The sequence below is a fragment of the Mesorhizobium sp. CAU 1732 genome (assembly GCF_039888675.1).
Classification (GTDB): domain Bacteria; phylum Pseudomonadota; class Alphaproteobacteria; order Rhizobiales; family Rhizobiaceae; genus Aerobium.
Genome location: NZ_JBDQQR010000001.1, coordinates 2,955,176 through 2,970,509, shown reverse-complemented (window position 1 = coordinate 2,970,509; position 15,334 = coordinate 2,955,176). Strand labels below are relative to the sequence as shown.

Here is a 15,334-nt window from a genome sequence, read left to right as displayed (position 1 = left end):
TAGCGTAACACCTATGCCAGCGAACGCGGCAAGGTAAGGGCACGTTCCTCACCACCCGCATGAAAAGAGGCGGGCCATACGAAAAGAGGCGGGAATTCCCCGCCTCTTTCGATTCCCAAGTTCCCTCGGCCCTATTTCAGCCTGCCGCTCGCGTGAGCGAGCATCGTGTAGACCTTGCCGGTGTCCGAGGTCAGGTAGGTCTGCGTCACGATGTTGTCACGGTCGCTGCGGCCGACATCCTGAAGCAGCTTCTCGAAATCGCGGCAGTAGCGGTCCACGGCGGCCTTGAAGTCGCTGTCCGACTGATACTTGCGGCGAATGTCCTCGAACGTCTGTTGACCCTTCAGCGTGTAGAGGCGACGCGTGAAGACGTTGCGCTCGCCACGACGGTAGCGGTCCCAGAGCTCGATCGAGGCCTCGTGGTCGATAGCGCGTGCGATATCGACCGACAGCGAGTTGAGCGATTCGACCAGATGCAGTGGCGAGCGCTCAGGCGTCGTCTTCTGGGCTGCCGGTGCGCCTTCGTCCCTTGATGCGCCGCGAAGCAAATCCTTGACCCAGCCGCCCGACGGGGCCTGCTCGCGATCCTTCGTCGGGGCCGCGAGGCTACCGCGCAGGGGCGCGTCCGAGATCGGAGGCTGGATGAGGTCCGGAGCGCTTGGCGCAGGCGGCGTCAGCTTGGTCGGCACCGGCGCAGCGGCTGCAGCCTTGGGCGCCTTCCGGTCCGAAGCATCGAACGCACGGCCGGACTTGGCAACGATGTCGGCCAGTTCCTTGAGTGCGTTGATCTGCTCGCTGACCGCGCGGCGCATGGCCGTCGTCGACTGCTTGGTCTCCTCGGGCAGTTCCATGACGCCCTTCTTGACCTCGGCGCGCGTCTGCTCGAGTTCGCTGCGGATCGCACTGGCCGTACGGCGGATTTCGTCCGTCGCGTCGGAGAAGCGCTTGGAGGCGCTGTCCACGACCTCGGCTATGGAGGAGCGGATCTGCTCGGTCGAGGAGCGCGTGCGCGTCTCGGCCTTTTCGAGCGCACGGCCGACGAGGTCCTCGAACGAGCGCATGACGCGTTCGATATCCTCGGACTTCGTGACCAGGCCGGTGGCGAGGCTTTCCAGCGCGGCCTGCCTGCCGTCGAGTGTCGAGGCAAGGTCGCTCTGCGCCGAACCGAGAAGGTCGGACGCCGTGCTGAGCACCGATGCATGGCTTTCGAAGCTCGTGGCGATGCCGGCGATGTCCTTGAGCGTGACGTTCGAGAGTTCCGTCAGGCGACCGGCATTGGCGTCGATGAGCTTCGCCGAGCTGGCGAAGGACTGCGCCGCGCGTTCCGTGCTGGAGGCGAAGCGTTCCGTCGTTCCGATGATCTTCTCGTCGAGATTGACCAGGTTCGAGGAGGCCATGTCCACCAGTTCGCCAAGGCGCGAATTGGACATCGTCAGGCGATCGATGAGCTGGGTGACGTTCTCCGAGAGATTGTTGCTCGCGGCATCGACGGCGGTCAGCGTCTCGGCGGTGCGGGTGGCGAGCGCGTTGACCAGAGCGGCATTCTGCTGGCGCAGACGCTCCGTTGCGCGCTCGGTCGCGTCTTCCAGGCTGCGCTGGAGTTCGCCGCCGCTTTCGGCAAAGCGCTCCACCAGCGGTGCTGCGCGTTCGTCGAGGATGCGGGCGAGTTCGGTCGAACGCGCCGACAGGAGCGCATTGAGCTGGCGCGTCTTGTCGTCGATCGTGCTTGCAGCCTCGGACGTGCGGATGCCGATCTGCTCGTTGACCGCAATGAAGGTGTCCGAAATCGCGCCTGCTCGTGCGGCAAGCTCGGCTTCCACCTGCGCGACGTGCTCGTGCAACTGTTCGCCGAGCTGGGTTGCACCCATGCCGAGACGCTGCTCGGCACTGGCGATGCTGCCGTCGATCTGCGCGACGAGCGTGCTGGCGCCATCGGCGAGGCGCTGGTCCGCTCCTTCGAGCGTGCGGGCGACCGCTGCGGCGCGCGCCTCCAATGCGGATGCGGTCTGCTGCGTGCGCGCGACGATGGCCTCGTCGGCGTTCGCAAAGACCTGGGCGAGGGCGTCCGTGCGCTCGGCAATACGCTGATCCGCGCCGGCCAGCGTGTTCGCGACGTTTGCGGCGCGCGCCTCGAGTTCCGCGGCGGTCTGCTGCGTGCGGGCGACGATGGCGTCGTCGGCATTCGCAAACACCTGGGCCAGGACATCCGCACGCTCGGCGATGCGTTCGTCCGCGTTGGCGAGCGTGTTCGCCACGCGTGCGGCGCGTGCTTCCAGTTCCGCCGCCGTCTGCTGCGTCCGGGCGATGATCGCCTCGTCAGCCTTGGCGAAGACCTGCGTGAGCGCATTGGCATGTTCGCCGAAGCGGTCGTCGGTGCCCTCGAACGAGGCCGCGATGTCGCGGGCACGTGCTGCCAGCGATTCCGCGACGCCGTCGATCTGCTTGCCGAGTTCCGCGCCCGAGGCCGCGATGCGCTCGGCGAGGCGGTGATCGGCATCGTCGTAGGCGATCCTGATCTCGGCCGCGCGGGCCGAGAAGATGCCGGCGGCATGATCGGCGTGTCCGCGCAGTTCCTCGCCGGTCGCAAGCGTGCGTTCCGCCAGACGACGTTCCGCCGCTTCGAACACTTCGGCGAACTCGCTGATGCGGTTGCCGAGCGACTGGTTCATCTGATCGGCACGCGCAGCGATGCGGGCATCCGCGTCGGCGGCCGCCTTTTCGGCGCTCTCGCCGATCGTGGAGGTGACTTCGAGGACCTTGTCGCGCAGCGTTCCAGCCACCACGACGGCGCTGCCCTCCAGAGCACCGCGTACGTTCTCGACGCCGATGCGGAGTGCCGCTTCCATCGTCCGGGTCCGTTCCTCGATCACGCCGTTCTGGCGTGCGAAGGCCTCGTCGATACGCTCAAGATCGGTGCCGAGCGCGTTGCCGACTGCGTGCACGCCATCATGGAGCGCGGCCTCGAGCGCCTTGGTACGGGCCTCGATGACGCCGTTCTGACGGGCGAACGCTTCATCGATGCGTTCCAGATCGCCGCCGATGGCGTTGCCCACGGCGCTGGCGCCGGAATAGAGGGCCGTTTCGAGCGCCTGGGTGCGGGCCTCGATGATGCCGGTCTGGCGTGCAAAGACCTCGTCGATGCGCTCCAGATCGTTGCCGAGCGCGTTTCCGACAGCGCTCGCGCCGGCCTGCAATGTCGCTTCCAGCGTCTTGGTGCGATCCTCGATAAGGCCGTTCTGGCGCGCGAACACGCCGTCGATACGGGTCAGGTTGTCTTCGAGCGTGTTTCCGAACTGCTGGGCGCCTGTCTGTAGCGCCGCTTCCAGCCCCTGGGTGCGGGTTTCGATCACGCCAGCGTGGCGCGCGAAGGCCTCATCGATGCGTGTGAGGTCGTCACCCAACGCATCGCCAACGGCGCGGGCACCTGCGTGCAGCGCCGATTCCAGCATCTTGGTGCGGTCCTCGATCACACCGGACTGGCGCGCGAAGGCCTCGTCGATGCGCGAGAGATCGTCGCCGATCGCATTGGCCACCGCTTCCGCACCGCTGTGGAGGGCGGTTTCGAGGGCGCCGGTGTGCTGTCCGATCAAGCTCGACTGGCGGGCGAATGCCTGGTCGAGACGTTCGAGATCCTCACCGAGTGCGGCACGGACCCCTTCTGCACCGAGGTGCAGCGCGTCCTGGAGCGCCTTGGTGCGCCCTTCGAGTATGCCGGACTGACGGGCAAACGAATCCTCGATCTTGGCAAGGTCGTCGCCGAGCGCGTTGCGGATGTTGTCCGCGCCCGCGTAGATCGTGCTTTCCATCGTGCGGCTGCGCGCCTCGATGACGCCCTGCTGGTGGGCGAGCGCCTCGTCGATGCGGGCAATGTCCTCGGCCAGCGCGCCGCGCAGGCGCTCCGCTCCGGCAAACAGCACACCTTCCATCGCCTGCGTGCGCTCTTCGATCAGGCCGGACTGGCTGGCGAGCGCCAGATCGATGCGTGCAACCTCGTCGCCGAGTGCGCCGCGCATCTGCTCGATGCTCTGGCTCAGAGCCGCCTGCAGGTCCAGGGTGCGTTCACCCATGACATTGCTCTGGCGATCGAATGCGTCCTCGACCTTGGAGATGTCGACCGAAATCGCGGTGGTGAGGTCCTTCTGACGCTGTTCGAGCGCGCGGATGTGTGAGGCGACGACATCGTCGAGGCTGTCGCGCGCCACCTTGATGCGCTCGAGGTCGCCGTCGAGCATGTTCGCGATCTGCTCGCGGCCCTCGGAGAACTTCTCGACATGGCCGGTGACAGCGGCATCGATGCGCGCGCGCGCCTCGTTCAGCTTGACGAGATCGTCGTCGAGCGCCTTGGTCATGAGTTCGCGGCCTTCGGCGAGGCGCTGGACATGGCTCGACATCGCAGTATCGATGTTCTGGCGCTGGTCCTCGATACGGGCGAGGTCGGCTTCGAGCGCCTGCGAGATGAGGTCGCGGCCACCGGCGACACGGCTGGCGAAATCGGCCGAGCGGGTTTCCAGCATGGTCGAGGTGGACATGACCAGTTCGGCCATTTCCGAGCCGATGCGTGCCTTGCCTTCGTCGATGAGGCGGGACATGCCCATCTTGCCTTCGGTAAAGGTCTGGGCAATCTCGCGCGACCGCTCGACCAGCGTCTCGTTGATCTGGCGCGCGCGTGCTTCCAGCGCCGCGTTCAGCTTCTGCGATCCCGTGTCGAGCGCTTCGGCGCGCGTCTGGAATTCGTGGATGAGGGCCTGGCCGCGCTCGCGCAGCGTTGCCTCGATGCCTTCGAGGCGGGCGCCGAGTTCGTTGTTCAGCGAGGTCGTTGCGCCACCGAGGAGCGAGACCATGCCCGTCGTGCGCTCGTCCAGCATCTGCGACAGCGAGCGCGTCACGTCGTCGGTGCTCTGCGTCAGCTTGGCGATGCGGGTGTCGAGCAGGCTGGCGAACGCTTCGCCCGACGTGGTCATGCGCTCGGAAATCGCATCGAGACGCTGATCGATCGCGTCATACATGGAGACGCCGCTCTCGTTGATGCGATCGACGAGCGATGCACCGGAATCCGAGATCGTGGAACTGAGCCGCGACGACACGCCGAGAATGTTCTGGCGGATGATGTCGCTGGCCGAATCGAGCTCTTCCTTGAGGGTCTCGTGTGCGCCGGAGATGGACGACCGCACGCGCTCGGCATGGGTAACGACGGCGTCGCGTTCGCTGCCGAGGCCGTCGATGAGGCCGCGGATGCGGGTCTCGTTGTCCGAATAGGCGCGTTCGAGCTCGTTGACCTCTGTGTGGACGAGCGTTTCGAGCTCGACGGCGCGCGCAAGCGTGCGCTCGATGCCTTCGCCCATCGCCTGGACCTCGCGGCGTACGGCCTGGCCGACCATCATCACGCGGTCTGTGGCCAGATGCTCGGGCTCGGCGAGACGGAAGGCGACTTCCGTCATGGACTGTGCTGCCATGCGCATCTCTTGCGCGCGGCGGATCATCACGGCAAAGCCCCAGAAGAGCATGATCGGGATGACGATCGCGACAAGCAGGCCCAGAACCTGCGGAGTGGCAATCAAATCCTGAAGCGAGCCGATCTGCCAGATCGCGGGCGCGAAGAGCAGGTGACCCATGACGAGGCCGCCGGCGATCCACGCCAATGAGACAAGTGACACGAGCCAGTAGATGGTGCCGGAGCTATTGCGGCGCATCTGCTGCTGGAGCGAGCGGTAGTCCTTCTGGCGATCGTCATTCGCGTGCGCGAACGTCGATGGGGTCTCGGTGCCCGCGTTCCCGTCGAACGGTCGCAGGTCCGGGCCGGGCTTCGTCTCGGCAAGTTTTGGCGCGGGCGTCGGTGCGGGCTTGGCCGGAGAGGCGGCAGGCTTGGTCGCGATCTTCGGTTCGGCAGCCTTGCCGGTTGCAGCAGCGGCCGTGGTTGCCTCAGCGACAGCGGGAGAAGCTGCACGCGAATCGCGCGCCAAATCTTCCGCCGCTTGCGAGATCTGAGCCTCGAACTCGGCCATGGATCCTGCCACGTCGAGGCCGCCGGTCTCGTCATCGACGAACAGATCGATGTCGAGTGCGTCCTCGAGTTCGCGGGCCACATCGCTGTCGAGGCTCGTCGTCGTTGTTGCTTTACGCGCCATACCGCTACACCCTGTACTCGTTACGCGGACCGCCGTGCCGGCGCCTCGTGTCCGCTTTTTTAGGCCTTTTACGGGCCGTCGCGTATCGTAGTGGCACACCGTTACGAAAGGAACTACGTTTTCCCGTCATGTGTAAAACTTTAAACATAGGGTTAACAGCCGAATGCCAAACGCGTTTTTTATCTAAAAGTCGTCGTGATCGAATTGCGACGCGTTAACGGCAATTCCATGATGCCCCGTCACGCTTCGGGACATTTCCACAAGTTCCCTTAGACGGGGTGACGCAGCCGCGGGCGTCGCGCCCCCATTCCAAGACAGCTTTCATGAATCCTATCGACCTCGACCACCTCGCCCGCCAGACGCTCGGTGACACGGATCTCCAGCGGGAGGTGCTCCAGATGTTTCTGGAGCAGGCACAGAACGCCTGCGAGCGGCTGTCCTCAGCCGACGAGGCCGAGCGACGCATGCTTGCCCACACATTGAAGGGCTCGGCCCGCGGGGTGGGTGCCTTTCCAATCGCGGATTGCGCCGAGGCCATCGAGCGTCGGGCGCCCAGTTCGCGCGACCGTGAAGAGCTCGCGGTGCTCGTCGACGAACTCGGCAAAGCCGTCGACGCGATTCGGGATGTGGGCGATCACCGGAGTTGACGGGGCGCCGGTGTTGACAAGGCGCAATGAGGGTTTATCTGTCCCCGCATATCGGCCACCAGCATGGCCGGGACACTTCTCCTAAGGCAATCCCATGACGAAGATCACCTACATAGCCTTCGACGGCACGCGTTTCGATGTCGATGCGCAAAACGGCTCGACCGTCATGGAGAATGCAATCCGCAACTCCGTGCCCGGCATCGAGGCGGAATGCGGCGGGGCGTGTGCCTGCGCCACCTGCCACGTCTATGTCGATGACGCATGGTCCGAGATCGTCGGTTCGCCGGAGGCGATGGAGGAAGATATGCTCGATTTTGCCTACGAAGTGCGCCCGACGTCGCGCCTGTCGTGCCAAATCCGGGTCAAGGACGAACTGGACGGTCTGGTCGTCAGCATCCCCGAGCGTCAGGGATGACACCTGCTGTGCCGTGCGTCTTATGACTGCGCGGCGGAGATGTGCTTGACCGCCCACATCACGGCTTCTTCGACGCGCCGCTTGGCGACCGACAATTCTTCCGACGTTCCGATCTGGTCGATCAGGTCGAGGAAATCCTTGCCCTTCTCCTTCACGGTGTACATCAGCTCACGCTCCTCGCTCGAGAGTGAGCGATAGATCAGGCCGACCGCTTCAGCGTTGCGCATTTCGGAACACCCTTCAACAATCCGGCATCGCATAATACCGCGCGGATGGCTGATACTGCATTGAAGGATTTAAGAATTCGCCAAGCATATCAGCCCGGGGCTTGTCCCGCTTCCCGCTCCAGGCGGTAGCGCATCAGTCTGAGCAGCCGGTTTTCGAAGTTGATGCCTTCGATCTTGTCGAACCGCTCCTGCTCGCGATCATGCTTTGCCAGGATTCTCGCGGATGTCTGCTTGGCCTTTTCCTGCGCAAGTTCGCAGCTTCTCTCATTTCGGATCGTCTTGAGCGCATCTTCGAGCTCGCGGGCGTGGTTGCGCGCGATCACGACGTGGCTCTCCTCATGGCGCTTGATATCGGCCGACAGCGTGTCCCAGACGAATCGCGTGTCGGAATCCGAGCCCTTGCGGCGGTTCCAGCGTGGAAGGATCATGTCGGCCTTGACCCGCACCGTCGCCTCGACGACGCCGCACCGTCCGTTGCGCTCGCCGTAGCCGACGCGCGTGTTGAATTCCATGCGCGTGGCGCCCGGATGCCGTGCGCCCGTGCTGGTCACCTGCGGGCCGCGCCGCTTCAGTTCCTGCTCGATTTCCTCGAGGTTCGTACCGCCGATCGTGAAGTAGCTGTAGGTCTTCGACAGGCTCGCGCTTTCGACCGGATCGGCCATCAGCGTGACGAGGCAGGCGGTAAGGACGAACTTCTTCATCGTGTCTCCTTGATGGGTGCCACAGTGGTGCGTCGGCATCGTCCGGGCAAGGCCATCGTCGCGGCAAGGGGTAAAGACCATGTTATGGTCTCGACAACTTATTCGACAGGACGCAGGCACATGCCGTTGATTTTACGTTGGTCTGAGGCCAGAACGCCGTCAGGCAGGCCCGGAGACGCCGATGTTCGACCCCTTTGACTGGCAGCTCGTCCATGGCCGCGCGATGGAACTCGGGCCACGCGCCGTCGTCATGGGCGTTCTCAACGTCACGCCGGACAGTTTTTCCGACGGCGGCAGGCATGACGACACGTCAGCAGCGCTCCTTCATGTCGAGCGGATGGTCGGCGAAGGTGCCTCGATCATCGATATCGGCGGGGAATCGACGCGTCCGGGGGCCGCACCGGTTACCGCCGCGCAGGAACAGGATCGCATCCTGCCCGTCATCGAGGCGCTGGCGGGGCGCATCGACGTCGTTCTCTCGGTCGATACCTATCGCGAAGAGACGGCCCGGCTGGCGATCGCCGCCGGCGCGCATATCGTCAATGACGTATGGGGCTTGCAGCGCGAGCCTGGAATTGCCCGCGTGGCCGCAGAGACGGGTGCCGGCCTCGTCATCATGCACACCGGGCGCGAGCGCCAGAAACAGCCTGACGTAATCGACGATCAGTTGCTTTTCCTGTCGCGCTCGCTGGAGATCGCCAGTGAGGCCGGGGTCGAGACGGCGCGCATCCTGCTCGATCCGGGTTTCGGCTTCGCCAAGGAAACGGCGGACGAGAACCTGGACCTGATGGCCCGTTTCGCCGAACTGCATGCGCTTGGCCGCCCGCTGCTCGTGGGCACGTCGCGCAAGCGCTTCATCGGAACCGTCACCGGCCGCGATCCGGCGGAGCGCGCTGCGGGAACGGCCGCGACCAGCGTCATCCTGCGCATGATGGGAGCCGTCATATTTCGGGTGCATGATGTCGCAATCAACGTGGATGCACTGCGCATGGCCGATGCTATGGTCGCGCGCGGCGTTGCAGCAGAAAAGGCGTCGCGGTGAGCGCGGGAGATACCGGTCGGATGTATGTGATCAGAATGAAGAACTGCGCGTTCTTCGCCCGCCACGGCGTGCTCGACGAGGAAGAGACGCTCGGCCAGCGCTTTTATGTGGACGCTGAGCTGGAGGTGCATCCCGATATGGCGCTCGACTCAGATTCGATAGAGGGAACAGTTGATTACGGCACTGTCTTCATCGAAATCGAGAAGATCATCACCGGTCGCCGGCGGTTCCTGATCGAGGCTTTGGCGCTCGATATCGCCAAGGCGATCTGCGACCGGTTTCCGAAAGTCGCTCGTGCGCAGATTACCGTGCGCAAGCCGAATGCGCCGGTGCCCGGCGTGCTTGATTATGTCGAGGTGACCGTTGCCTGGCCGCAATAGCGTTCGCGCTTTCCTGGGCCTGGGGGGAAACATCGGTGACCCCGCGGCTGCCATGGGAGCGGCGTTGCGCAGCCTGAACGACCATCCTTCGGTCGCGGTTGCCGCAGTGTCCTCGCTCTATCGCACGCCGCCTTGGGGCAAGACAGATCAGCCCGATTTTCTCAATGCGGTCGCGGCTGTCGATACGACGCTGTCGGCGCGCGAATTGCTCGACCTCTGCCTCGAAACCGAGCGCGCGCTGAAGCGGGTTCGGGCCGAGCGCTGGGGGCCGCGCCTCATCGACATGGACATCCTCATCTTCGGAAACGCTGAGATGGACGAGGACGGGCTGCAACTTCCCCATCCCCGGATGCTCGACCGCGCCTTCGTTCTGGCTCCGCTGGCCGAGATCGCGCCCTCGCTCGATCTTGCGGGACTGACAGCCGCCGAACGTCTCGAATCGCTCGGGCAGGCGGGAATCGTGCGTCTCGATGGCTGCGAATGGTGGAAAAGCGCCGGATAGTACTCCTCAGCGCACCTGTTTCTCGGCGTCCGTCGCGCGCCTGATCGCTTCGGCGGCATCCTCGTTGCCCGCACGACCTTCCTGACGCGGTTTTGTCAGCGGTGTCGGCACGGGCTGATTCCCTTGCAGGAACTGCCCGCCCGCATAGATGCCTTCCGCGACCTGGAGTTCGAGCCGTTCCTCATCGCGTCGCCGTACGTCCTCCATCAGTTCGTCGGCCTCCTCGATCGGTACGCCAAGCTGCACGAGCGTCTCGCGGCCAAAGACGAACGCCGATTCGAGCGTTTCGCGTATCTGGTAGTCGACGCCCGCCTTGATGAGCGAAATCGCGGCGCCCCGGTCGAAGGCGCGCGCCAGAACGGGTGTCAGCGGAAACTCCGCTTTGATCTGCTCCGCGATGCGCGTCGCCGCTTCCGGCTTGTCGATGCAGATCAGGATCGCCTTGGCGTGCATCGCGCCCGCCGCGTGCAGAATGTCGAGCCGCGTGCCGTCGCCGTAATAGACCTTGAAGCCGAAATCGGCCGCCGCCTGGATCATCTCGACATCGTCGTCGATGATCGAGACGTCCTCGCCACGCAGCAGCAAAGGCTGGCTCGCGATCTGGCCGAAACGGCCGAAGCCGATGACCAGCACGCTGCCGCTCAGGCCGTCGGGCGCTTCGATGCCGTCCATGGACAGTTTCGGGGCAGGCGTAAAGCGCTTCAAGGCCATCATCGCGAAGGGCGTCAGCACCATCGAGACGATGACCGTAGAGGTGAATATCGCGTTGGTGGGCCCGTCGATCAGCCCGACACTTGTCGCCGTCGCGTAAAGCACGAAGGCGAATTCGCCGCCTTGCGCCATCAGCACGGCCCGTTCCAACGCCTCGTTGTGGCTCGATTTGAGAAGCCGTGCGATCGTGTAGATGCCGGCTGCCTTCACGACCATGTAAGCGATCACCGCAACCGCGATCAACCCCGCATTCTGCGCGATGATCGGCAGGTCGAGCGCCATGCCGACGCCGAGGAAGAAGAGGCCGAGCAAGATGCCGCGAAACGGCTCGATGTCGGCCTCGAGCTGATGCCGGAACGTGGATTCCGAGAGAAGCACGCCTGCCAGGAACGCGCCCATCGCCATCGACAGCCCGCCAAGCTGCATCGCTAATGCCGCACCCAGAACGACCAGAAGGGCCGCCGCGGTCAGCACTTCGCGCGCGCCGGACTGCGCGAGAATGCGGAACATCGGGTTGAGCAGGAAGCGGCCCACCAGCACCAGACCGGCGATCGAGCCGAGCGCGATCAGGATCGATATCCAGCGCGAGCCTGCCTCGCTGTCTCCGCCGGGTGCGATGAAGGCGACGAATGCCAGCAGAGGGACGATCGCGATGTCTTCCAGCAGCAGGATCGAGACGATTCGCTGGCCCTTGGGCGTCGAGAGTTCGCCGCGTTCGTTGAGGATCTGGAAGACGATCGCGGTCGATGTCAGCACGAAGCCCATGCCGAAGACGAAGGCGACGGGGGCTGAATAGCCCAGAAGCATTCCGATGCCGGTGAGGAGCGCGCCGCAGGTGGCGACCTGCGCCACGCCGAGCCCGAGAATCTCACCACGCAGGCTCCAGAGCCGCGATGGCTGCATCTCCAGCCCGATGACGAACAGGAACATCACGACGCCAAGCTCGGCGACGCTGATGATGGTGTCGGGGTCCGTGAAGAGGCCGAGGCCGTGCGGTCCGATGACAAGTCCGGCTGCGAGGTAGCCCAGCACCGAATCGAGACCGAAGCGCCGGAACAGCGGCACGGCGATCACGCCGGCCGCGAGCAGGGACACCACGGGAATGAGGTCTACGCCGTGTGCGGCTTCACCAGCCATGCGTCGCTCCGGGATTGCGCATCTTGAGCGCAAAGCTTAGCTGAATCGCAACGCAATGGAATGGGTCGCGCGCGTCGTTGAACATACAACGCGCGCAATTCCTGCGGGAGGATGGCTGACGATCGACGCGGTCAGGTGGAAGCGGCGAGAGGCCTGCTTCAGTTGCTGCTGATAGCGCCCACGGCGCGCGAATCGACGCGCTTGAGGTTCATGCCGATCACCGGCACCATCTGGTTCTCGACCTTGACCGACACGGTGACATGCATCGTGTTTTCATTGGGCAGGCGTGCCAGCATCGCACCGTTCAACTGGTTGCGGTTGAGGGTCAGGATGACCTTCTCGCCGGTCACATTGCCGCCGACGACATCCAGACCCTGGCCGATGGCGCCATCCATGAAGGTGCCGCGATAGCCCTGCTTGCCCTGGTGAACGACGCTTGCGGACATCTTCTGCGTGAACAGGCCGACACGGCATCCGCCATCGAGAGACATGCCGATCTTGCCGCTTGGGGTGTCGCCCTTGAAATTGCAGTTGAATTTCGTGCCCTTGTACTTGCCCGCAACGATTTCGCCGGGGCCGGACCACTCGCCTTCGATCTGGCTGAAGAACTTCTTGTCGCGTTCGGACGCAGATGATTCGGAGCCGGAACCGACGACCAGCGCGGCTGCTGTGCCAAGCGTAAGCAATGCGGACAGAATGGCGCGTGAGTTCATGGGACACCCGGCTGCGACTGGACTGGAGACTATATCCCCGGACCTTGGCGAAGAATGGTTAATGCTTCGTCTACAAGGCTGGTGCAAGCATGGTCGAACCAGTCGGGCTTCGCAAGGTTATTTCTCCGGCGCGGCAGGTCCGCTCGCCTTCTTTCTGGCGAAGGTGGTCAGAGCCGCCAGGAAGTCGCCCATTCCGGGGCGCTTCACGGCCGTAAAGGGCAGGGGCCGCACGGTTTCCATGGCGGCAACGCCTATGCGTGCCGTCATCATGCCGTTCACCACGCCTTCGCCGAGCTTTGCCGACAGTCTCGCGGCGATGCCCTGGCCGAGGATTTGATGGACGAACTCGTCGCCCGCTGCGATTGCTCCGGTCACGGCCAGATGTGCGATCACATCGCGCGCCAGGCGCACGAAGCCGAGCGTGCCGGGGCGTCCGCCATAGAGTTCAGCCAGACGCCTGATCAGCCGCCCGGCCTCGAACAGCACATAGGCGATGTCCACCAAGGCGCGCGGGCTGACAGCCGTCACCATCGAGACGCGCTTGGCTGCGTTGAGGATCAGGATTTGCGCCTCGGCATCGAGCGGCGCGAGCAATTCGCGTTCGGCCAGGCGAACGAGATCAGCGCCGTCGATGATTTCATCCCGGTGCTCCGCCAATGCGCGGCGGCCTGCGGCCGTTTCCGGCCGCTGCGCGACGAACTCCGTCAGTTCGGCAACGAGCTTTCGCGCTGCCTTGGTGTCGTCGCGCGCGATCGCTTCTGCGCCGCGTTCGCGCAGTTTTTCCACGGAGGCGAGGCGGGCGAGCCCGATCAGTTCACGCGCGATGATCACGACGAAGGCGAGCGCTGCAACCGTTGCGACGCCTGCCGCCAGCCAGCCGAGCCAGTCGGCGCGGGAAAACAGGTCGCGGATGAGAGCATCGACCCACAGGCCGACGGCCAATGAAACGAGGATACCGAGCGCACCGAGAAATATGGCGCCAAGCTTCGAGCGTCTGCGCGGCGTTGCGGGCGGCGGTTCGGCGATCGCGACTTCCGGTTCGTCGAACACGTCGATCTCGGCCGGCACGACGATTGCCGTCTCGGGCTTCAGCGCGCGCGGACGGCGCGGTGTCTCAGTTTCGGCGAGACGCGGCGCGGGCGGCTCCGGCTTGCGTTCGGGCTCGATGCGGAAAGCCGCGGGCTTTCTCGGTTCACTCATGCGAGATGATCTCCGATGAGGTACTGCAAGGCACGGTCGAGCCGGATATGGGGCAGGGACAATGTCACGCCTTCGGCGGTCTTTTCCAGTTTTGGCGGACGGAAACGCACGAAGCGTATGGGGGCGTCCTCAGGCGAGGTGCCGCGTTCTCCCTGCTTCAGGATTGAATCAAGGTCGTCCGGCAAGTCACCGGGAAATATAGCTGTTTCGGTTTCTCCGTCGAAGGTTTCCGAACCGATCGTCTCGCCCTTGAGCGGTGTCCCGATAATCACAGGCAGCGTCTCGCGGCCCTGCTTGACCGTGCCTTCGCGGGTGGACCGCACGGCCGCCATGGCCAGGACATCGACATCGGCTCCGGAAAAGCTCGCCTGTTCGGCGGCGCGGTCGGCCAGGCGGCGGACGATGGCCTGCAGCCTGTCGTGGCTTTCGTGGTGGATGTGATCCGCCTTGGTGGCCGCGATCAGGATGCGATCGATCTTGCGGGTGAAGAGGTCGGTCAGGATATTGCCGCGTCCGGCGCGGAAGCAGGCGAGGATTTCCGTCAGCGCACGCTCCAGGTCGGCGACGGCTTCCGGTCCCGCGTTCAGCGCCTGCATCGCATCGACAAGCACGATCTGACGGTCGAGCCGGGCGATATGTTCGCGGAAGAACGGTTTGACGACGTGCGTCTTGTAGGCCTCGTAGCGGCGTTCCATCATCGCATGCAGCGATCCGGCCTTCGCCCGGCCTTCCGCGAGATTTGGCAGCGGCGAAAAGGTCAGTGCAGGCGAGCCGTCGAGGTCTCCCGGCATGAGGAAGCGGCCGGGCGGCAGGGTGGACAAAGCGCGGCCGTCCGCCTTGCAGGCCTTGAGATAGGCAGCAAAACTCTCAGCCAGCCTGCGCGCCGTCATTTCGTCGGCGGGCGCGTCCGAATTGGTCGCCTCAGCCAGCGCGCGCCATTCGCGGGAAAGATCGTCGCGCACCGGAAGGCGCGCGAGATCCATCGCATCGCGCGAGAACTCGGCGAAGGATTTGGCCAGCAGCGGCAGGTCGAGCAGCCATTCGCCGGGGTAATCGACGATGTCGAGCGACAGGCGCCCGCGCGAGAAGAGACGTCCCCACCCGGATGCCGATTCGAAATCGATCGTCAGCCGCAGCTCGGAGATCGCACGGGTTGAATCCGGCCAGATGCGGGAATCCACGAGGGCCACGACGTGATCCTCGTACTGAAAGCGCGGCACCGCATCGTCGGGCTGATGCTCCAGATAGGCCTTGGCGATGCGGCCGCTCTTGTGCGCGTCGAACAGCGGCAGTCGGCCGCCATGGACCAGATTGTGCACCAGCGACGTGATGAAGACCGTCTTGCCGGCACGCGACAGGCCGGTCACGCCAAGCCGCAGGGACGGCGACACGAGGCCGGCGGCGCGGCCCGCAAGCGTGTCGAGTGCAATTCGCGCCTCGTCTCCGAATGTCGTCAAACCTGCCAAGGAGAATGCCCCGCGCTCATGATGCGCCGCATATAGGGTTTGCGGTGCGGTTTTTGAGAGGCCGCAAC

General features: G+C 64.6%; 12 protein-coding genes. 5 read left to right on the top strand and 7 right to left on the bottom strand.

The genetic code is table 11. The features are described 5' to 3' along the window. Positions 1-131: 131 nt before the first annotated feature. Positions 132-6,125: a kinesin gene (locus AAFN55_RS14405; RefSeq protein ID WP_347799523.1), complete on the bottom strand. Its 5,994-nt coding sequence runs from the start codon at positions 6,123-6,125 to the stop codon at positions 132-134. 323 nt (positions 6,126-6,448) lie between these two features. Here AAFN55_RS14405 and AAFN55_RS14400 point away from each other — a divergent pair, with 323 nt between their 5' ends. Both AAFN55_RS14400 and AAFN55_RS14395 read left to right on the top strand, forming a co-directional pair. Next, positions 6,449-6,772 (top strand): Hpt domain-containing protein, encoded by a 324-nt coding sequence (locus tag AAFN55_RS14400; RefSeq protein WP_347799522.1) that lies wholly within the window; start codon positions 6,449-6,451, stop codon positions 6,770-6,772. A gap of 94 nt (positions 6,773-6,866) precedes the next feature. Further along, the gene (locus AAFN55_RS14395; protein ID WP_347799521.1) at positions 6,867-7,187 is read left to right on the top strand and encodes a 2Fe-2S iron-sulfur cluster-binding protein; all 321 of its coding nucleotides are present in this window, start codon (positions 6,867-6,869) and stop codon (positions 7,185-7,187) included. Between the two features lie 20 nt (positions 7,188-7,207). On the opposite strand, the gene AAFN55_RS14390 is transcribed toward AAFN55_RS14395, so the two are convergent. Then, positions 7,208-7,414, bottom strand: coding sequence for a hypothetical protein (locus tag AAFN55_RS14390; protein ID WP_347799520.1), 207 nt, complete (start codon positions 7,412-7,414; stop codon positions 7,208-7,210). An 89-nt stretch (positions 7,415-7,503) separates the two neighbouring features. Further along, on the bottom strand, positions 7,504-8,115 hold the full coding sequence (locus tag AAFN55_RS14385) for a DUF922 domain-containing protein (RefSeq protein WP_347799519.1): 612 nt from the start codon (positions 8,113-8,115) through the stop codon (positions 7,504-7,506). A 181-nt stretch (positions 8,116-8,296) separates the two neighbouring features. On the opposite strand from AAFN55_RS14385, the gene folP reads away from it, so the two are divergent. Genes folP through folK form a run of 3 tightly spaced genes read left to right on the top strand, consistent with a single transcriptional unit; the run spans position 8,297 to position 10,039 of the window. Further along, positions 8,297-9,157 carry a dihydropteroate synthase gene (gene folP / locus AAFN55_RS14380; protein WP_347799518.1) on the top strand — a complete coding sequence of 287 codons (861 nt, stop codon included), beginning with the start codon at positions 8,297-8,299 and terminating at the stop codon, positions 9,155-9,157. A gap of 20 nt (positions 9,158-9,177) precedes the next feature. Further along, a complete protein-coding gene (folB, locus tag AAFN55_RS14375; protein ID WP_347799517.1) occupies positions 9,178-9,537 on the top strand; it encodes a dihydroneopterin aldolase in 360 nt (119 codons plus the stop codon). Further along, positions 9,521-10,039 carry a 2-amino-4-hydroxy-6-hydroxymethyldihydropteridine diphosphokinase gene (gene folK, locus AAFN55_RS14370; protein WP_347799516.1) on the top strand — a complete coding sequence of 173 codons (519 nt, stop codon included), beginning with the start codon at positions 9,521-9,523 and terminating at the stop codon, positions 10,037-10,039. The genes folB and folK overlap by 17 nt, the downstream gene beginning before the upstream one ends. A gap of 6 nt (positions 10,040-10,045) precedes the next feature. Here folK and AAFN55_RS14365 read toward each other — a convergent pair whose 3' ends face one another. From AAFN55_RS14365 to AAFN55_RS14350, 4 genes are all read right to left on the bottom strand, one after another. Further along, positions 10,046-11,887, bottom strand: a complete 1,842-nt coding sequence (locus AAFN55_RS14365) for a monovalent cation:proton antiporter-2 (CPA2) family protein (protein WP_347799515.1) — start codon at positions 11,885-11,887, stop codon at positions 10,046-10,048. Positions 11,888-12,045: 158 nt separating this feature from the next. Then, on the bottom strand, positions 12,046-12,600 hold the full coding sequence (locus tag AAFN55_RS14360) for a hypothetical protein (RefSeq protein ID WP_347799514.1): 555 nt from the start codon (positions 12,598-12,600) through the stop codon (positions 12,046-12,048). 117 nt (positions 12,601-12,717) lie between these two features. Then, positions 12,718-13,800, bottom strand: coding sequence for a TIGR01620 family protein (locus AAFN55_RS14355; RefSeq protein WP_347799513.1), 1,083 nt, complete (start codon positions 13,798-13,800; stop codon positions 12,718-12,720). Beyond that, the gene (locus tag AAFN55_RS14350; RefSeq protein ID WP_347799512.1) at positions 13,797-15,266 is read right to left on the bottom strand and encodes a YcjX family protein; all 1,470 of its coding nucleotides are present in this window, start codon (positions 15,264-15,266) and stop codon (positions 13,797-13,799) included. The genes AAFN55_RS14355 and AAFN55_RS14350 overlap by 4 nt, the downstream gene beginning before the upstream one ends. Between the last annotated feature and the right edge of the window lie 68 nt (positions 15,267-15,334).